The sequence below is a fragment of the Burkholderia sp. 4M9327F10 genome, from assembly GCF_005503145.1.
GTDB lineage: Bacteria > Pseudomonadota > Gammaproteobacteria > Burkholderiales > Burkholderiaceae > Paraburkholderia.
In genome coordinates this window covers 65,653-83,638 of record NZ_SCNV01000006.1, presented here as the reverse complement: position 1 = coordinate 83,638, position 17,986 = coordinate 65,653, and the positions used below count along the sequence as shown (strand labels likewise).

General features: G+C 64.5%; 15 protein-coding genes. 10 read left to right on the top strand and 5 right to left on the bottom strand.

Features of this window, described 5'->3' with window-relative positions; all coding sequences use genetic code 11:
- Window positions 1–49 precede the first annotated feature (49 nt).
- The 4 genes from FFS45_RS08675 (at window position 50) to FFS45_RS42720 (ending at window position 4,779) form a co-directional block, all read left to right on the top strand.
- Complete coding sequence (locus tag FFS45_RS08675; RefSeq protein ID WP_137954216.1) at window positions 50–835, top strand: GntR family transcriptional regulator; 786 nt, start codon at window positions 50–52, stop codon at window positions 833–835.
- Window positions 836–960: 125 nt separating this feature from the next.
- On the top strand, window positions 961–2,214 hold the full coding sequence (locus FFS45_RS08670) for an MFS transporter (protein ID WP_137954215.1): 1,254 nt from the start codon (window positions 961–963) through the stop codon (window positions 2,212–2,214).
- 9 nt (window positions 2,215–2,223) lie between these two features.
- A complete protein-coding gene (locus FFS45_RS08665) occupies window positions 2,224–3,093 on the top strand; it encodes an amidohydrolase family protein (protein ID WP_137954214.1) in 870 nt (289 codons plus the stop codon).
- A 129-nt stretch (window positions 3,094–3,222) separates the two neighbouring features.
- Window positions 3,223–4,779 (top strand): methyl-accepting chemotaxis protein, encoded by a 1,557-nt coding sequence (locus FFS45_RS42720; RefSeq protein WP_137954213.1) that lies wholly within the window; start codon window positions 3,223–3,225, stop codon window positions 4,777–4,779.
- Between the two features lie 6 nt (window positions 4,780–4,785).
- Here the strand turns inward: FFS45_RS42720 and FFS45_RS08655 are convergent, their stop codons facing one another.
- The 3 genes from FFS45_RS08655 to FFS45_RS08645 all read right to left on the bottom strand — a co-directional run bounded on the left by FFS45_RS08655 (window position 4,786) and on the right by FFS45_RS08645 (window position 7,127).
- Complete coding sequence (locus tag FFS45_RS08655; RefSeq protein WP_212745710.1) at window positions 4,786–5,379, bottom strand: TetR/AcrR family transcriptional regulator; 594 nt, start codon at window positions 5,377–5,379, stop codon at window positions 4,786–4,788.
- A gap of 20 nt (window positions 5,380–5,399) precedes the next feature.
- On the bottom strand, window positions 5,400–5,702 hold the full coding sequence (locus FFS45_RS08650) for a type II toxin-antitoxin system Phd/YefM family antitoxin (RefSeq protein ID WP_137954212.1): 303 nt from the start codon (window positions 5,700–5,702) through the stop codon (window positions 5,400–5,402).
- A gap of 315 nt (window positions 5,703–6,017) precedes the next feature.
- Window positions 6,018–7,127: an iron-containing redox enzyme family protein gene (locus tag FFS45_RS08645; RefSeq protein ID WP_137954211.1), complete on the bottom strand. Its 1,110-nt coding sequence runs from the start codon at window positions 7,125–7,127 to the stop codon at window positions 6,018–6,020.
- A 509-nt stretch (window positions 7,128–7,636) separates the two neighbouring features.
- Here FFS45_RS08645 and FFS45_RS08640 point away from each other — a divergent pair.
- The 4 genes from FFS45_RS08640 to FFS45_RS08625 all read left to right on the top strand — a co-directional run bounded on the left by FFS45_RS08640 (window position 7,637) and on the right by FFS45_RS08625 (window position 13,137).
- Window positions 7,637–8,431 carry a flagellar brake protein gene (locus tag FFS45_RS08640; RefSeq protein WP_137954210.1) on the top strand — a complete coding sequence of 265 codons (795 nt, stop codon included), beginning with the start codon at window positions 7,637–7,639 and terminating at the stop codon, window positions 8,429–8,431.
- A gap of 200 nt (window positions 8,432–8,631) precedes the next feature.
- Window positions 8,632–9,348, top strand: a complete 717-nt coding sequence (locus FFS45_RS08635; protein WP_137954209.1) for an ABC transporter ATP-binding protein — start codon at window positions 8,632–8,634, stop codon at window positions 9,346–9,348.
- Between the two features lie 49 nt (window positions 9,349–9,397).
- The gene (locus tag FFS45_RS08630) at window positions 9,398–11,914 is read left to right on the top strand and encodes an FtsX-like permease family protein (protein WP_249362737.1); all 2,517 of its coding nucleotides are present in this window, start codon (window positions 9,398–9,400) and stop codon (window positions 11,912–11,914) included.
- A gap of 128 nt (window positions 11,915–12,042) precedes the next feature.
- Window positions 12,043–13,137 (top strand): carotenoid 1,2-hydratase, encoded by a 1,095-nt coding sequence (locus tag FFS45_RS08625; protein ID WP_249362728.1) that lies wholly within the window; start codon window positions 12,043–12,045, stop codon window positions 13,135–13,137.
- A 118-nt stretch (window positions 13,138–13,255) separates the two neighbouring features.
- Here the strand turns inward: FFS45_RS08625 and FFS45_RS08620 are convergent, their stop codons facing one another.
- On the bottom strand, window positions 13,256–14,221 hold the full coding sequence (locus FFS45_RS08620; protein WP_137954206.1) for a J domain-containing protein: 966 nt from the start codon (window positions 14,219–14,221) through the stop codon (window positions 13,256–13,258).
- 267 nt (window positions 14,222–14,488) lie between these two features.
- Here FFS45_RS08620 and FFS45_RS08615 point away from each other — a divergent pair, with 267 nt between their 5' ends.
- Both FFS45_RS08615 and FFS45_RS08610 read left to right on the top strand, forming a co-directional pair.
- On the top strand, window positions 14,489–16,432 hold the full coding sequence (locus FFS45_RS08615) for an EAL domain-containing protein (protein WP_137954205.1): 1,944 nt from the start codon (window positions 14,489–14,491) through the stop codon (window positions 16,430–16,432).
- 165 nt (window positions 16,433–16,597) lie between these two features.
- On the top strand, window positions 16,598–16,885 hold the full coding sequence (locus FFS45_RS08610; protein WP_137954204.1) for a hypothetical protein: 288 nt from the start codon (window positions 16,598–16,600) through the stop codon (window positions 16,883–16,885).
- A gap of 90 nt (window positions 16,886–16,975) precedes the next feature.
- On the opposite strand, the gene FFS45_RS41670 is transcribed toward FFS45_RS08610, so the two are convergent.
- Window positions 16,976–17,929, bottom strand: a complete 954-nt coding sequence (locus FFS45_RS41670; protein ID WP_171029604.1) for a carboxypeptidase-like regulatory domain-containing protein — start codon at window positions 17,927–17,929, stop codon at window positions 16,976–16,978.
- Window positions 17,930–17,986 lie beyond the last annotated feature (57 nt).

Genomic DNA, 17,986 nt, shown 5'->3' with positions numbered 1-17,986 from the left:
TTTTTTCCACATATGGAAAAATGCGCGAGCCATTCCAGGGCAAACCCTAATGCCCATCGCAAACGATTCATATAAACATATATATGAATTCACCCAGGCCCTCGCGCCCCACACGATCGTGGATGACCGCATTCCCAGGTATCACCGCTTGCGCGACCAGTTGGCCGCGCGTATCGCCGCGCTCGAGTGGCAGCCACACGACCCGCTACCCACCGAACAGGAACTCGCAACCGCTTATGGGCTCGCGGTCGGCACAGTGCGCAAGGCCGTCGACCTGCTGGAGCGCGAAGGGCTGGTTGAACGTTTTCAGGGGCGCGGCACCTTTGTGCGCCGTGCCACCTTCGACAGGTCGCTGTTTCGCTTCTTCCGCTTCCACTCGCCCACCGGTGAGCGGCGCGTCCCCGAAAGTCGCATTCTCGAGCGCGTCGTCACGCGAGCACCCAAAGCGGTGATTGCCCGATTCGGTCTGAAGGCCGGCGCCAAGGCGATCCGGCTCGCCCGCTTGCGCCTGATCGACAGCACGCCGATCGTTGCCGAACAGATCTGGTTGCCGTACGAGCCCTTTGCTGCTCTCGCCGAGTGCGAGCTCGAGGCGTTCGGTCCGCTGCTCTACCCGTTCTACGAGGCGCGCTGCGCCCGCGTGGTGGCGCGGGCCGATGAACGTCTGACTGTCGAGTCCGCCAGTGAGGAGGATGTCGCCACGTTACAGGTGCCGGCGCATAGCCCGATTGTGGTGATCGAACGGGTGGCCTTCGGCTACGACGGAGCGCCGCTCGAATGGCGCCTGTCGCGTGGCGCAGCCGAGCACTTCTCCTACGAGGTAGAGATCCGCTGATTTCCTGCTTCGCCCGGCAATCGGTATCGCCATGCCCGTCACCGGCAACAGATCGCCCGAGGCACATCACTCAATTTTCGGGGTTTAACCTTCATCAACGCCGGCACAAGGCGCGCGGAGTCCAAATGTTTTCGTGGTATCGAGACGTATCGAAGAACGAGCGGCATACCTTCTGGGCCTGCTTCGGCGGCTGGGCGCTCGACGCCCTCGACGTGCAGATGTTCAGCCTCGTGATTCCGGCCATCATCGCGGAATGGGGCATCAGCAAGACCGAGGCAGGTCTCGTGAGCGGCGTGACGCTGGTTGCATCGGCGCTGGGCGGCTGGATCTGCGGCGCGGCGGCGGACCGCTTCGGGCGCGTGCGGACCTTGCAGGTCACGGTCGCCTGGTTTTCGATCTTCACGCTGCTTTCGGCCTTCGCGCAAAACTTTCCGCAGTTCATCGTGCTCAAGGCCCTGCAAGGTTTCGGCTTCGGCGGTGAATGGGCGGCCGGCGCGGTGCTGATGGCCGAGACGATCCGCAACCAGCATCGCGGCAAGGCTATGGGCGCGGTGCAAAGCGCATGGGCCGTCGGCTGGGCTGCCGCCGTGCTGCTCTATGCGGGCGTGTTCTCGTTCCTGCCGCCGGCGCTCGGCTGGCGGGTGATGTTCGGCGTCGGCATCCTGCCCGCCCTGCTCATCATCTATGTCCGGCGCAATATCCAGGAGCCGTCCGCCGGCACCGCAAAGACGCCTCATGAAGGCAAGACCGGCGCAATCGAACGCGTCCCGCTCCTGTCCATCTTCGCCCCCGACGTGCTGCGCATGACGCTGATCGGCGGCCTGCTCGGCGTGGGCGCGCATGGCGGCTATTCCGCACTGACGACGTGGCTGCCAACCTTTCTGAAAACCGAGCGGCATCTGTCCGTGCTCGGCACCGGCGGATACCTGGCGGTGATCATCCTGGCGTTTTTCTGCGGCTGCCTTGCCGCCTCGGTGTTGCTCGACGCCATCGGACGCCGCCAGACCATTCTGCTGTTCTCGGTCTGCTGTGTGGCCATGGTGATCGTGTATGTGTTCCTGCCGATGTCGAACGAGGCCATGCTGGTGTTGGGCTTTCCGCTTGGATTCTTCGCCGCGGGCATTCCGGCGAGCATGGGCGCCCTGTTCAACGAGCTGTATCCGCGCGGCACACGCGGCACCGGGGTCGGCTTCTGCTATAACTTTGGACGGGTCGTCTCGGCCGGTTTTCCCGTCATGGTCGGGCATCTCGCCGGGCAGTTCTCGCTTGGATTTGCGATCGGCGTCGACGCCGCGATTGCCTATGCGATCGTCGCGGTTTCCATTCTGATGCTGCCGGAGACGCGTGGCCGTACACTGAACGAAGAACCCGCAGCCTGAGCTTCACGAATGACGCTATCCAACGGTACCCCTCTTTCCTGCATGGCGACGACGGAACCGGTCACCGGCATCGACAGCCACGCGCACGTGTTCGTCAGCGGCCTGCCGCTCGCACCGGGCCGGCGCTATGCGCCAGCCTACGAAGCCACGCTCGACGACTATCGCGCCATGCTCGCCAGTCTCGGCCTGTCGCACGGCGTGCTGGTTCAGCCGAGCTTTCTCGGCAGCGACAACGGCTACCTGTTGTCCTGTCTGGATGCGCATCCCGGGCAGTTGCGCGGCATCGTCGTCGTCGATCCTGCGCGCGATGCCGCGCAGTTCGAAGCCTGGCACACGCGCGGCGTGGTCGGCGTGCGCGCCAATCTGATCGGCAAGGCCGCGCCGGACTTTGGCGACGCCGCGTGGTCGGCGTGTCTCGAGCGCATGGCGGCACTGAACTGGCATCTCGAAGTGCAGATCGAAGCGGCGCGCCTGCCCGCCATCGCCCCTGCACTGCTGGCAAGCGGCGTGCGGATCGTCGTCGACCATTTCGGGCGGCTCGATCCCGCGCTGGGCATACGCGACCCGGGCTTCGCCAGCCTGCTCTCGCTCGGCGCGACGCGCCAGGTGTGGGTAAAGGTGTCGGGCGCGTATCGCGTGAGTGCCGACCGGCATGATCCGGCTTGCGCGCTGGCGCTCGCCGCCAGCGCGTGGCCCGCACTGGTTCGCGAATTCGGCGTCGGGCGTCTGGTGTGGGGCACCGACTGGCCCCATACGCAATTCGAAGACGTGCAGAACGCCCGCTTGACCCGCGAGATGCTGGAATCTGTGGCACAACAACCGGAGCAGTTGCATGCGGTGCTGGTCGACACGCCGGCGGCGCTGTTCCAGTTCCGCTAGCGCGGCAGCAGGCATCGAGCGGTAAACACAGAAGTAGAAGTAGAAGCAGACACAGCAAGACCACAACAAGAATCGTATTGCGCGACTGCCTGCCGGTCGCGTCTCGCCACACGCTAACCAAGGGCCATCGTGTTCAACAATCTTTCGGTCAGAACGGGTCTGACGCTTGCCACCGGCATCTTCGTGCTGCTGGTTCTGGTGGTCGGTGCATGCGCTTTCACCTCGCTTGCCTCGACCAATCAGGCGCTCAGAGGCATGTACCAGCACGATATGACCGCCACCAACGCGCTGTCGCGCAGCTCGGAACTGCTGCTGCGCTGCCGCTCGGCCAAGAATCGCTATGAATCGCTGTCGGGCCAGCAGAAAGACACCGAGGCGGCCCAGCAGTTGCAACTCGCCACCAGTTACTGCAGCGAATCGCAGAAGCAATGGGATGCCTTTATGGCCGTGCCGGTTTCCGACGATGCGCAGGCGCTGTTCAGCAACGCGGCGGACAAGCATGCAGCCATGATGAGCAAGGGCATCATGCCGGAGTTCGATGCGCTCAAGGCCAAGGACTTCGACGCGTATCACCGCATCCAGTTGCAATACAGCAGCCCGCTCTACAACGAATTCGACAAGCTCTCGCAGCCGCTGCTGGACTATGCGGTGTCGCGTGCGGCGCATCGTTTCGAGGATGCGCAGGCCCGCGCGCAGACCATGAACACCGTCCTTGTCGTCTGCGCGTTGCTGGCGGTCGCCATCGGCCTGTTCGTGCGCAGCGCGCTCACCCGCGTGGTGGTCGAGCCGATCAGCGAAATGGCGCAGGACTTCGAGCGCATGTCGAAGGGCGACTTGCAGAAAGACATTGTGGCGCGCGGCACGAACGAGATCGGCCAGTTGCAGGCCGCACTGCGCCGCATGCAGCTGGAATTGGCCGGCACGGTGCGGCATATTCGTGCGTCGACCGAATCGATCACCGTCGCAGCGAGCGAAATCGCCTCCGGCAATGCCGACCTGTCCGCGCGCACCGAGCAGCAGGCCGCATCGTTGCAGGAAACCGCGGCGAGCATGGAAGAGATCACCGGCACCGTCAAGCAGAATGCCGACAATGCGCGTCAGGCAAGCTCGCTCGCCCGCAATGCGTCGGACATCGCGGGCCAGGGCAGCGCGGTCGTCAATAACGTGATTGGCACGATGGCGGAGATCAACCAGAGCTCCGTCAAGATCGCCGACATCATCACGATCATCGAAGGCATCGCCTTCCAGACCAACATTCTCGCCCTCAATGCGGCGGTTGAAGCCGCGCGGGCCGGCGAGGACGGCCGGGGCTTCGCGGTGGTGGCCGGCGAGGTCCGCAGCCTTGCGCAGCGCTCATCGGCGGCGGCCAAGGAAATCAAGGCGCTGATCGACACCTCGGTGGAGCGGGTGCAGGCAGGTACGAGCCTCGTGAACCAGGCCGGCAGGACGATGGAAGACATCACCCACGCCGTGCAGCGCGTCACTGACATCATGGGTGAAATCTCCGCCGCCTCCGAAGAGCAAAGCGGCGGGATCGACCAGATCTCGCGCGCCGTCACCCAGATGGACGAAGTGACCCAGCAGAATGCGGCGCTGGTTGAAGAAGCAGCGGCAGCGGCGCAGTCGCTCGACGATCAGGTGAAAACCTTGCAGCAGGCAGTGGCGATTTTCCGCGTGGAGGCCTAAGCGTACTCAGGCCGCGCGCACCGTGCGGCCGAACACGCCTTCCATCAACTGCTGCGCGATATCCCAAGCAAGCATGGCTGCTTTCGGGCTGCCGGATATCTGCGCGGTGACGGTCGCGCCGTCGATCAGAATCAGAAACTGCGCCGCCAGCCGCGCCGCCGCCGTCTCGTCGAACAGCTCGCCGAGCAACTGGCGCAGCAACGCCGTCACATGCTCTTTCTGTGCTGCCGCGGTGCGATGAATCGCATCGGTGTGATCGGGGAATTCAGAGGCCGCATTGATAAACATGCAGCCGCTGAAGGTCTCCTCGCTAAACCATGCTTCGTGCCACAAAAACACCGCCTTGATACGCTCGAGCGGCAGCGTGTAACGATCGACAAAACCACGCAACGATGCTCCAGCCTGCTCTTCGCGCTGCCGCAAGACCTCCAGCACAAGCTCGGACTTCGACGCAAAGTGGTTATACAAGGTCATCTTCGCAACGCCGGACTCCGTGATGATGCGGTCGATGCCGACCGCGTGATAGCCTTCCTGCGAAAACAGTTCAGTGGCTTTGTCGATGAGCGTCTGGCGCTTGCTAGGGATCGGTTTTTGCGTCACGGTCATCTGTTCAGTTGCGCCTACTTTCCGTAGGTCTCGCCGACCACGAGGGCCGGGAAGTCAGGGGGGAAATGCGCCGGCGCCTCAAGGTCGAGACGGCGAATCTGCATCTCGATCTGTGCCACGCTGCTGCTCAATTCGCTATCCTTGAGCCGGCTCATCAGCTCGGCCCACTGCTCGATCGAGACGAGGCAGGCAATCGGACGCTGATGCCGCATGACGATCAGCGGTTGTGCCGTCGCATCGCGCAGTGCTTTTGATGGATTCTTGCTCAGGTCTCTTGTGGTGATTGCTCGTGCGCCATGCGTCGCCAACGTTTCCATTCTGACCCTCTCTCGTGTAAGGACAACCTACGGTCTAACCGCCGTCGTGATGTACGCTCGATATGCGCCGGCGGCGCCTGTGAGGAATGCCAACGCAAATAAGACTTGGTAATGCTTTGTGAGATGACAACGCATTCTATACAGACCAGTCTATTTAGGCGATGCGTCTGACAATTAATTCTGTTGAATTATTTTTGACAGAAGCTTACGAAAATATTACGCGAAAGAATTGCCTGCCTGAAATGAAAAAGACCCACCTGTCCTACGCTTGATGCGCAGGCCAGGTGGGTTTAAATGAAGAAATCCGGAGCCGGATCAGGCGATCTGCAACAGTCTCTCGTGCAGGTTATCGTAGTACTCGGCGCAGGTATTCAGGCGCCATTGCGCGCCCACGAAAATGTCGTTCATACGCTGCGGGAATTTTCCGGCAAGCGGCACGATCACGTTCGAGAGCCAGCCCTCGGCATGCACGACGTCGATGCTCACATGCTCGTCGTAGTACTCGAGTTCGCCCGCGGTGCCGAGTCCGAGACGGCGGCAGCCGCGCGTCAATTTTTCGTACTGCGATGGATCGAGCAGCTCGGTCACCGCCATCACGCCGAGCGACTTGAAGCCCTGGCTGCGGTTAAGCCCCGTCATCATGAACAGGTTGTAGCCCGCGAGTCCTTGCCAGTTGAGCAGCGACGCGTGATCGTCTTCGGCGTGCGGAATGCCGGTGCTCAACAGCAGGTTGCGAAACAGCGTGACGTGGCTGCGCAGCGGGTCGCCCTTGCCGGCTTCGTCCCAGAAGTTTTGCGAGAGCTCGCCACGCACGGCCGGATCGGAACCCAGCAAGGCGAGCACGATCAGATCGAAGAAGCGGATATTCAGTGCGCTGTCGCTGCGGAAAAACTCCGTCAGTTGCGCGAGGTTCGCCTGCGTCTCCAGAAAATCGAACAACGGATGCTTCGAGGCGCGGTGTTGCGCCGAGACCGAACAGATTGCCTGCACCAGGTCCTCGGGCGTGCTCAGTTCGGCCGGCACCAGGATGTCATTGAGCGAAGGCGATTCGAGCCAGCGGCGCTCGATTGCGCCGCGCAGGCGGATCAGATACGGGTTGAACTGATTGTGGCAACGCACGCTCGCGGCCGGCGCGACGAACAGGTCGTAGAGCGCAAACAGCATGGCATGCACGTCGGCAAGCGCGCGTTCGTCGCCGCGCTCGAACGCGGCGTCGAGCGTTTGCTGTACGTCACTCGAAAGCGCGTCGAACTCCGCCTGATTCTGGTCGAGATACGACTCCAGGGTGGGATCTTCGATGATCGTGCGGACCGTTGCGGCGATATTGGTCCATCCGGATGGGTTTGTCGTAAGCGGCGGCGGAACCGATATTGCACGGAAAGACGAAAGACGTGCGTTTTCCGTCCCGGTTTGAACGCTAACCATGGGGCACCTTGAATGTGGGTGATTTTTTGCACCCGGACAGTGGGTCGCGGATGGCCCGACACGATGTGGGATGTTGCGAGCGTGTAGTTTTGTGTCGATGCAAAATGATTATGTGGCGAACACATTTCACCTACATGTCGAAAGGTACTGACAACTCTGCGCGCCGCGACCCTGAACTGCCGCAGACCGGTCGCGCTTCCAGGGGCCCGCAAGGCGGCGCCGATGCGCAGGGTTCGGCCCGTAACACGACCTCTCGCCGTAACGTGCCGTTACGCCACGTTACGTAGCAGCATCCGCAAATGCCGCTCGCGCCGCGGCTCCCTCCGCCCCCCACAAAGCCCCGTCCCACTGCGATTTCCGGCCGGTCACACGCCACGCTGTGGGGCGCGCCGTCCACATGGCACGTTCCCTGCAATACAGGTCGTGGACAACGAACGCCAGCCAGCCTTGCCAGCGGCGCTCGTGGACTCACCGGCCTGGCCCAGGCCACAACGCCCACGGACACAACAATGATTGCCGACCTCCTGAACGACGCCGCCGCCGCAGCAGCCGCAACCTCAGCCGCAACCGCAGCCGCAGCCGCGAGCGATCTTCACGCCGACTTCGCGCAGCAGCACCCGCTGCAAATCGCAGTGTGCCTGCGCAAGCTGATCTCCAGCCAGGACTTCGTGGCGGTGGAGTTCGGCGGCCGGCAGATCGTCTCTCAGGTGCTCGACGTCGACTCGCGCAATGCCCGCTTTGTCTTCGATGCCGGCAGCGTCGCGGCTGACAATCGCGCACTGCCTGCCGCGCAGCGGCTTGTGTTCCGCAGCCTGCCGGGCAGCATCCGCACCGAGTTCGCGACGGCTGCGGCAGAGCCGGTCGTCTTCGAAGGACGGCTCGCTTTCGAGGCGCCCTTTCCGGCACTCCTCTACTACGTGCAGCGGCGCGAATTCTTTCGCGTGCAGACGCCGCTACTCGAACCCTATCGCGCTACCGGACGTTACGAGGACGGCGAGGCGTTCAAGGTGGAACTGCAGGATCTCTCGCTCGGCGGCGTGGCGCTGAGAACGGCCGATGCCCGCTTTGGCGCGCTTGAGGCAGGTTGCGTCTTGCGTAACGTCGCCGTGCAACTCGGCGACTACGGCATCCTGAAGCTCGACCTGGAAATCGTCGCACCACGTCATTCGTTCAGCGCGAGCGGCGAGTGCCGCTTCATCATGGGCTGCAAGTTTGTCGCGCTGCCTGGGACGGCCGAGCGCATGCTTCAACGCGTCATCACGCAACTCGAAACCCGGCGTCAGGCACTGGCGCCGCGCGAGTAAAAGCAAAGGCTCATGGCGCGCAGAGCTTGCGCGACGCGATGGCCTTTTTCAGCCTGTTGGATTCGGACCCGGGCCGCCCTTTCAGGGCTTCCCGGGTAGCCGTGCGGGGGATGCCGGCGCGAATCGGCGGCGGCGGTTAATATGCCAACTGTGACGGCCGCCCCGATGCCATCCGCAATGCCAACCCCTTGACCACACCGATGCTCGTTCGCAATGAATGCCCCGCCCCTGCGCTCGAATGTCGAAAATTGAGCAAAGCCTATGGGGCGGCCCGGGTCGTCCTCGCCCAGCTCGATTTCACGCTCGACCCGGGTGAGTTTGTCGCGATCATGGGCGATTCGGGCGTCGGTAAATCGACGCTGCTCAACCTGATTGCCGGCCTCGACGTGCCCGATAGCGGCGACGTGCTGATCGACGGCACGCTCGTTTCCGGTCTCGACGACGACGCGGCCACCCGCCTGCGCCGGCAAAAGCTCGGCTTCGTTTTTCAGGCGTTTCATGTGCTGCCGCATCTCACGCTCGCTCAAAACGTCGCGCTGCCGCTGCTGCTGAACAATCTGCCGCCGGCCCACGCGCTCGACGTGCTTGCGGCGGTGGGACTCGCCGGCCGCGGCGGCGACTTCCCTCGCCAGTTGTCCGGCGGCGAGCTGCAGCGAGTGGCGATTGCCCGTGCGCTGGTGCATCGCCCGAGACTGATTCTGGCGGACGAACCGACCGGCAACCTCGATCCCGATACGGCCCACGAAGTGCTGGCGCTGTTTCGCGCCCAGGCGCTGGCGAACGGCGCCGCGACCATCATGGTGACGCACTCCGAGGCCGCGGCAGCGGTGGCGGACCGCGTGCTGATTCTGAGCGACGGCGGTCTGCATGCCGCCGGCAACGGGAGCGTGCGCCGTGTCCGTTCGTCCCACGAGTGACGCCACGCCGGGCCGCCCGGCGCGGAAGCAGGCGCGCGGCGGGCGGCGGCTGGCCCGCTGGCTGCTGGAAGCGGAATGGCGCAGCCAGCGCGGACGCGCCATCGTGGCGTTGGCGGCCATTGCGCTCGGCGTGGCGCTCGGATACGCAGTGCAGTTGATCAACAGCGCGGCGTTCAACGAGTTTTCCGCGGCGGCGCGCAGCCTCTCCGGCCAGGCGGATCTGCAGGTGCGCGGCGCCCAGCCTACCTTCGACGAGTCGTGGTACCCGCGCCTCGCCAGCCAGCCGGGCGTTGCGCTGGCAAGTCCCGTCCTCGAACTGGATGCCACCGTGCCTGGCCAAAGTACGCCGCTCAAGGTGCTCGGCATCGACGTGTTCAGGGCCAGCCGGATCGCGCCGGACCTGGTCGGCGTGCCTGCTTCGCAAAGCCCGATGGATACGCTGGCTGACGACACGATTTTTCTCTCCCCGGCAGCGCAGCAATGGCTCAACACCGGCATTGGGCGGCACATCGCGCTGCTGAGCGGCACGGCGAGCGTGCCGCTGCGGGTGGCGGGCGGCCTGGTGCGGGCGCGACCGGGGCAGCGCATCGCCGTGATGGATATCGCCGCGGCACAGTGGCGTTTCGCACGCCTGGGCAAGCTCTCGCGGGTCGATCTCGAACTCGAGCGCGGCGTCGACCGGGAACGCTTCAGGCGCGATCTGCAGGCGCGCCTCGGCAACCAGCTGGTGGTCTCCGAACCGCGCGATGTGGAAAGCCGCACCGACAGGCTCTCGCGCGCCTACCGCATCAACATGAATGTGCTGGCGCTGGTCGCGCTATTCACGGGCGCGTTTCTGGTGTTTTCGACCCAGGCGCTGAGCGTCGTGCGGCGCCGCTCGCAACTGGCCATGCTGCGCGTGCTCGGCCTCACGCGTGGGCAGTTGCTGCGGCAGATTCTCACGGAGGGCGCGCTGCTCGGTGTGCTCGGGTCGCTGGCGGGTCTCGCGTTGGGGTACGGACTGGCGAGCGCCGCGCTGCGGTTTTTCGGCAGCGATCTGGGCGGGGGGTATTTCCCCGGCGTGCGTCCGCAAGTCGGGTTTGAACCGCTGGCTAGCGCGATTTTTCTTGTGCTGGGTATCGCGGTGTCCGTGCTTGGCAGTCTCGCGCCTGCGCTGGAGGCGGCCCGCGCCCGCCCCGCCGCAGCGTTGAAAGCCGGGAGCGAAGAAGGTGCGCTGGCGCGGCTCGCCACACCATGGCCCGCGCTCGGCTGCCTCGCCGTGGCCGGCGTGCTGACCCAACTGCCGCCGGTTTTCGACGCGCCGATTCTCGGCTATCTCGCCGTCGCACTGTTGCTGGTGGGCGGCATTGCCTTGATGCCGCGCTGCACCGCCATCCTGTTCACCGCAGTCAGCCGCTCGCGCGCGGGACGCGCGGCCCGGACAACCAGCGCGTTGTCGCTCGCGCGTCTCGCCAATGCGCCCGGGCAGGCTTCAGTGGCAATGAGCGGCGTGCTGTCCAGCTTCGCGCTGATCGTCGCCATGGCGATCATGGTGGCGAGCTTCCGCGTTTCCGTCGATAGCTGGCTCGAGCATCTGCTTTCCGCCGATCTTTACGTTCGCATAGCGCCGAGCGGCGACACCGGCGTGCTGAATCTCGACGAGCAGGCCAAAATCGCCGCGACGACAGGCGTGAAAAACGCCGCTTTTACCCGCACCTCGCAAGTGACGCTCGATCCTGCGCGCCCCGCCATCGTCTTGCTGGCTCGCGAGATCGACGCCGCCGACCCCGGCTCCAGTCTGCAGATGAGCGGGCCCGTGCTGGGCGTTGCAGCGTTGCATGGCGCAACGCCGGTGTGGGTGTCGGAGGCGATGGTCGATCTGTACGGCTATCGTCTCGGGCAGCACGTCGAGCTACCGGTAGGCGGGCACGATCAGGCATTCGTCGTGGCCGGCGTGTGGCGCGACTACGTTCGCCAAACCGGCGCGATCGAGCTGCGGCTGGCGGACTATCGACGCCTCACGCACGACACCGGCGCGACCGATGCCGCCATCACCGTCGCGCCCGGCGCAAGCGTCGAGCAGGTCATGACCGGGTTGCGCGGGCTGCCCTTCGGCGAAGCGCTGCAGTTCGCGCAACCGGGTGAGATTCGCGCCCGCTCGCTGACGATTTTCGACCGCAGCTTTGCGGTGACGTATCTGCTCGAAGCGGTTGCCATTGTGATCGGCCTGTTCGGCGTCGCGGCGACGTTCTCGGCGCAGACGCTCGCCCGCTCGCGGGAGTTCGGCATGTTGCGGCACGTCGGCGTGACGCGGGGGCAGATACTCGCCATCCTTGCCAAGGAAGGCGGCATGCTCACGGCACTGGGCATTGCGATGGGCTTCGCCCTGGGCTTTGCAATCAGCCTGATTCTCGTGTTCGTGGTCAACCCTCAGTCGTTTCACTGGAGCATGTCGCTGCATATGCCCTGGACCGTGTTGAGCCTGGTGGCGGCTGTGATGCTCGCCGCTTCCTGCGCCACGGCTGTGGTCGCGGGACGCCGCGCGGTCTCGCTCGACGCGGTGCGTGCGGTGAAGGAGGACTGGTGATGCGGGCAGTGCAAGAGCGCCTGCTGGCCGCGAGGGTTTGCACCGTTGCCAGCCTGAAGACACATATCGCAGTCCGAATTGTCTCGCGCGCGATTATTTTATTCTGCCTATTCTGCCTCAGCGTATTGATGACGCGTGCGCCGGCGATAGCCGCCCCGCCCGAATTTGCACAGGTCACGCCCGGCCATCCGCTGACGTTTCCCGCAGACATGGGCGCGCACCCCACGTTCAAGACCGAATGGTGGTACGCCACCGGCTGGCTCAATACGCCCGACGGTCAGCCGCTCGGTTTCCAGATCACATTTTTCCGCATGGCAACCAGGCACGATGCCGCGAACCCGAGCGCCTTCGTCCCCTCGCAACTGATCATTGCGCACGCCGCGCTGAGCGACCCGGCTTTCGGCAGAGTGGTATACGACCAGAAGACCGCACGACAAGGATTCGATCTGGTCTTCGCCAAACAGGGCGATACCAACGTCAAGCTGGACGCCTGGCATATGACGCGCGCCGCCGACGGTCACTACATGGTGAGCGCGCAAGCGGGAGCGTTCGCGCTGAATCTGTCGCTCACGCCGACGCAGCCGCCATTGCTGCAAGGCGAGCACGGCTACTCGCAAAAGGGGCCGCGGCCTGACGACGCAAGTTACTACTACAGCGAGCCGCAGTTGCGCGTGAGCGGCAGCGTGACGCGGCCAGCGCGAGCGGCAGGAGGGCCGGGCGGCGCTCCGGGAAGCGCCGCACACGGCAATCCGCACGATGCCGGAGCACCCGGCGGCATCACGCAGGTGAGCGGCATGGCATGGCTCGACCATGAGTGGTTCAGCACGCTACTGAGTGCGGACGTTGCGGGATGGGACTGGCTCGGCGCCAACCTGGCAGACGGTTCGGCGCTGATGGCCTTCAAGGTTCACGGCCACAATGGCGGCGCGGTCTGGGCCCATGCGGCGCTGCGCGATGCCAGCGGCCGGATCACAAGGTTCGGCTTGGGCCAGGTCGACTTCACCCCGCTGCGGACCTGGCGCTCGCCGCATACCGAGACGCTTTATCCGATCGCCGAGACCGTGAAAACCGGTTCGACAACCTGGCAACTCGAACCGCTGCTTGACGATCAGGAAATGGATACGCGCGATTCCACCGGCGAGGCTTACTGGGAAGGCGCCGTGACCGTCAGGCGCGCCGGCCAGAGCGTGGGACGCGGATATCTGGAACTGACGGGGTATTGAAAGAAACTGGTGCTTCAGAAGCCGGCGAAGGCGCCCCGCTAACGACCCACTAACGGCTCTCTGACCATCCCTCTCGTCCGATAGCGCCCTGCATCGTATGCAGGAACCACCCTCCCCATCAAAGCCCCGCCAGCGTGCTCCATAACCGCGCGCTCAAGGTGCGCGCGGCATCGTCGGAATCCGCGTAGGGCTGCGCCTGCACGGTCACCATGCGCCAGAACGACGTGCCGATATGGCGCAACTCCACGTGGGTTCGCGTGGACGGGAACGCGATCAGATGTCCGTTGGCCGACCAGCTTTCGTGACCGTCGATCGTCTCCCTGACACCAGGCACGCCGAGTGGCATCGTCGCGGCGTTGTTGTGGAGGTAAGCCGGAATGTAGGCGCTGAAGCCCACGTCGGGCAGTTCTTCGCGCGCAAAGACGACCGCGGCGCGCCCGGATAGCTCGGTAAACGTGTAGATCGGCTGCCCCTTGTCGCTTTGCGCCTCCGACAGTTTCCAGATGCCGTCCACGCTCACGCTGGCACGGCTGACCGGGTTGGTCCATGCGAACGAGGCGCCGGCCGGCTGCACCGCGCCGCTCGCAGGCTGGGGCGCAGCCTGGCGATGCGAGGCGTGCCAGATCCAGAACGCGCATCCGAGAATGACCACGGCGGCGCAGAAGATTGCCTTGCGCGGCAGACCGCCCGGGTTTGCAGCGGCGCGGTAGGCAGCGGCCGCATCGTATGCCGTCCGCCCGTTCCCATTGAATCCCGGTTCCTGACGACCCATCTCGAAGGGCCATGACTCTGCACTTGCGCCACCGTTGCCGGTTGCGAAGCCGTCCGGCGCCGCGGCAGCTGACGGCCCCTGTACCTTCGGCGCTTCCTGCTCGCGCGCCGCAAGTTCGCGGTCGTAGGCAGCCCGGCGGTCCGTGTCGCCTAACACCGTGTAAGCCTCGTTGATGATGCGCATGATCCGCTGCGCGTCCGGGCTGTCGTTCTTGTCGGGGTGGTAACGCTGGCTCAGGGCCTTATAGGCGGCACGAATCACCTCTGCCGGCGCGCCGCGTGTGACCTTGAGATTGTCGTAATGGGTATGCATGTGCTTTCCATAGGGACTCGCCCCCTTATCGACAGAATATCGGCTCAAAAACAGAATGCTTTAGGTGCGCAGAAACGACGCCGCGATCCTCTGCGCAATCAATCCGCAAAAAGCGCGTACCGCACGACAACGTTTGCGACATCGCGGCGCCCTCAAACAACCGGAAATTTTGCCGCAGCAGCCGGTAAATCATTGAAATTGCACTGAAGATGCGCCGCGAAATGCCGTTATAAGAGGGTTATATCCCAATCCCGACTAGGAGCACTGATGGACTCGGTAGCTCGAATAAGGGGGGCGTTCACGGTCGACGGCACCGATCCGGAGCTGGTCCGTTCGCAGATGCAGGCGTTCGGCCGTCAGATCCCCCTGCTCTACTTCATGCTGGTGGTCAACACGACGGCCGTGGCCGTCACGCACCTCGCGTGCGCACCGGCATGGCTCGTCATCTATTGTCCGCTTGCGCTGTGCGCGGCCTGCGCGATCCGCTGCGCCCGCTGGTGGCATTTCCGGCATGTGACGCTCACCCACGAGCAAGCCGTCCCGGAACTGCGCAAGACCTTCTGGCTGGCGTGTGCCTTCGGCGTCGGTTTCACCGCCTGGTCGCTCATGCTGTTTCCTTACGGGCCGGCCTACGAGCAGGCCCAGGTCGCCTTTTACATGGCGACCACCGTGGTGGGCTGCGTATTCTGCCTGATGCATCTGCGCGCCGCGGCGCTGGTCGTGCTGACGATCGTCATCGGCTCCTTCACCGTCTTTCTGATTGCCGCGCGCCGGCCGGTCTTCATCGCGATGGCGGTGGACATGCTGTTCGTCGGCGTCGCCCTCGCCTTTATCGTCCATCTCTACTATCGCAACTTCGCGAGCCTCGTGTCGTCGCAGCGCGAACTGGTGCTCAGCCACGACATTACCCAGAAACTCAGCGACGACAACTTCCGGCTCGCCAACATCGACAGCCTCACGGGCCTGCCGAACCGGCGCAGCTTCTTCTCGTCGCTGAACGCGCTCGCCGAGCAAGGCACAGGCGAAACCGCCAACTTTCACATGGGGCTGATCGATCTGGACGGCTTCAAGCAGGTCAACGACATCTACGGTCACTCGAGCGGCGATCTCGTGCTCAAGGAAGTCGGCGCGCGGCTTCTGATGCTGGCCGATCCGGCGATTTTCTTCGCACGGCTGGGCGGTGACGAGTTCGGCGTCATCATTCAACGGCGTCTGAGCGAAGACGAGCTCGACCGTCTCGGCCAGACGCTGTGCGAGCGGCTCAGCCGCCCCTATACGGTGGGTGACAATACCGCCGAGCTATCGGGCACGATCGGCTGGGCCGGTCTGCCGCCGGCCAGCGTGAGCGTGGCCGAGATTTTCGAACGCGCAGATGCAGCGCTCTATGTCGGCAAGGAGAGCCGGCGCGGCACCGCGGTGGTGTTTTCCGCCGAGCACGAACACCGCGTGCGGCGCGCCAGCCTGGTGGCCCAGGAGCTCAAGGCCGCGCACCTCGACGACGAACTGTATCTGGAGTTTCAGCCCATCTATGACGTGACCAGCCGCTGCGTGGTCGGCTTCGAGGCGCTGGGCCGCTGGCGCAGTCCCAAGCTCGGCCAGGTGGGGCCGGAAGAGTTTATCCGGATTGCCGAGCGCACCGACCTGATCCGCGTCGTCACCGAGGTGCTGTTGCGCAAGGCGCTCGCGGAGGCCGCCCATTGGCCGGCGCATATCTATCTGTCGTTCAATCTGTCCGCGCTCGACATTTCGACGGTGCCGCGCGCGCGGCGGCTGCTGGAGATCGTGCAGGAAAGTCCCACCGAAACCGAACGCGTGCACTTCGAAATCACCGAGACGGCGGTGACGCGCGACTTCCGGCAGGCACGCGCATCGCTCGCGCTCATCAAGCAGATCGGCTGCCATGTCTCGCTCGACGATTTCGGCACCGGCTATTCGAGCCTGAGCTATGTGCACCGGCTGCCGTTCGATACGATCAAGATCGATCGCAGCTTCGTTGCCGAAGTCGATTCGGACGTGGCGTCCAGCAAGATCATCAAGTCGGTGATCGACCTGTGCCGCAATCTCGGCCTCGAGTGCGTGGTGGAAGGCGTGGAAACCGAGTCGCAATGCGAGATTCTTACCGCGCTGGGTGGCTGCGTCATGCAAGGCTATCTGTTCGGCAAACCCATGCCGTCTCACGCCATGCCGGCGTTGCAGCTTAATGCGGTTTGATTATCGGGCACGATCGCACCGCCCTATCTGACCGTTTTGCCATCTGGGCGTCAGCATTGCGACACAACCACACTCGTAGACTGGCAAGGCGTTGTGGAGACCGAAATTCGGCGCCGCTTCATTCAATCAGCCGAAGTCCTAACGTCCTTCTTCCAGGAGTGAATCATGAAACGAATTGCCTATATTGCAGCAGCCGTCTCGGTGATGGCTTGTGCAGCCCCGGTCTTTGCGCAGGATGTCCCGGCCACGCCTCAGCAGGCCGCGCCGGTCACCAACGACAACAGCAACACCAACAGCGCTGCCAATAGCGGCGTCGGCATGGACGTCAGCGGACAAACGGCCGCCGGTTCGCCGGCCGACGAGACGCGCCAGGACGTGGAACAGCAGCTGTATCAGGCGGAAACGGACGGTCAGCTCAAGACCCTCAATCACACCGTCTACAACGGTAATTGAGTTCGTGCCCGCTGCGCACCGGGCGGCGCGTCCGGTGCGTTGCGGCACGTAGCACCGTTGTTGCGCAGACGCAGCGACCCGGCGCGGCACTCAGTTTGACGTGCCCGTGCTGAGCTTTGGCCATACCAGCGTGAATCTGACCCCGCCGCGCGCGGGGACATACAGATCACGACTGCGTTGCGCGCCGTCGAGACTGGCCGTCAGCCGGTAGTGACCCTGCGGAAGCCGGGCATACAGATACGGCCCGTCCGAGGTGGCGTTGAACACCACCGTGCCATCCGATCTCGCTACCTGCACCGCCACCCCGGAGAGATACTCGCCGGATCCGGTCGTGAACGTCGCCCGCATGTTGTAGCCCGACGCGAGGCCGCGAAACGCGGCGACTTCGTCCTGCCCCACGCCGCCCGTCACGTAGGCGATGCCGTGGTCGTGAGCGACCGGGATGTCGCCGGAGACTGCGCTGCGCGCGGCCGTGTCCACGGCCGGTTCGGCGGGGGCTGGCATGTTTTGCGCAGCCAGCGCGGGCACGGGTGCCGGATAGGCCGGCGCTGCACGCGCCACGGGCTCGTGCGGCGGCGGCTTGTGCTCAGGTGTCTGCCTCGCTGGAACCGGTGCCGCAGGAACCGGCGCGGGCGCTGCAGCCGGAGTGGCCGCTTGCGCGGCGGTTGGCGAGGCGGTTGGCGCTGCACCCGTAGCACGCGGCCGGGCCGCGCCGGATTCGCAACTCAAGCCGGGGATGCTGCCGCTCTGATTAGCAGGACGCCCTTCGAGCACCCACCCCGGTAACGGCACGCCTTGCCCCTTCGCACGCGGCACCAGCGTGTCGCGCATATGCGCGGCGACCGCGCTGCGCTCCTGAGGTGTGGATGCGCGATGCATTTGCGCACAGAAATCGATCCGCTCGTCGTCGCTAAGCAGTTCAGACGGAACCGCCTCCGACGAAGTTTGACTCCGCTGCGCGTGTGCGCTCAACGCCATCGCCGTGAGGCCGCACATGAGTGTCCACCGCATGATCTTCGGCACAGCGGAAAACGTAACGGACATGGGTACCTCCGGGCAAGCTCGGGGAGCGCAGCATTGGGGCAGTTCGGGGAGCGTCGA

Coding starts and splice junctions, on each gene's coding strand:
- FFS45_RS08615 (WP_137954205.1), top strand. CDS start 14,489: ATGGACTCGGTAGCTCGAATAAGGGGGGCGTTCACGGTCGACGGCACC.
- FFS45_RS08640 (WP_137954210.1), top strand. CDS start 7,637: ATGATTGCCGACCTCCTGAACGACGCCGCCGCCGCAGCAGCCGCAACC.
- FFS45_RS08635 (WP_137954209.1), top strand. CDS start 8,632: ATGCTCGTTCGCAATGAATGCCCCGCCCCTGCGCTCGAATGTCGAAAA.
- FFS45_RS08620 (WP_137954206.1), bottom strand. CDS start 14,221: ATGCATACCCATTACGACAATCTCAAGGTCACACGCGGCGCGCCGGCA.
- FFS45_RS08670 (WP_137954215.1), top strand. CDS start 961: ATGTTTTCGTGGTATCGAGACGTATCGAAGAACGAGCGGCATACCTTC.
- FFS45_RS08610 (WP_137954204.1), top strand. CDS start 16,598: ATGAAACGAATTGCCTATATTGCAGCAGCCGTCTCGGTGATGGCTTGT.
- FFS45_RS08625 (WP_249362728.1), top strand. CDS start 12,043: ATGACGCGTGCGCCGGCGATAGCCGCCCCGCCCGAATTTGCACAGGTC.
- FFS45_RS41670 (WP_171029604.1), bottom strand. CDS start 17,929: ATGTCCGTTACGTTTTCCGCTGTGCCGAAGATCATGCGGTGGACACTC.
- FFS45_RS08645 (WP_137954211.1), bottom strand. CDS start 7,127: ATGGTTAGCGTTCAAACCGGGACGGAAAACGCACGTCTTTCGTCTTTC.
- FFS45_RS08665 (WP_137954214.1), top strand. CDS start 2,224: ATGACGCTATCCAACGGTACCCCTCTTTCCTGCATGGCGACGACGGAA.
- FFS45_RS08650 (WP_137954212.1), bottom strand. CDS start 5,702: ATGGAAACGTTGGCGACGCATGGCGCACGAGCAATCACCACAAGAGAC.
- FFS45_RS08675 (WP_137954216.1), top strand. CDS start 50: ATGCCCATCGCAAACGATTCATATAAACATATATATGAATTCACCCAG.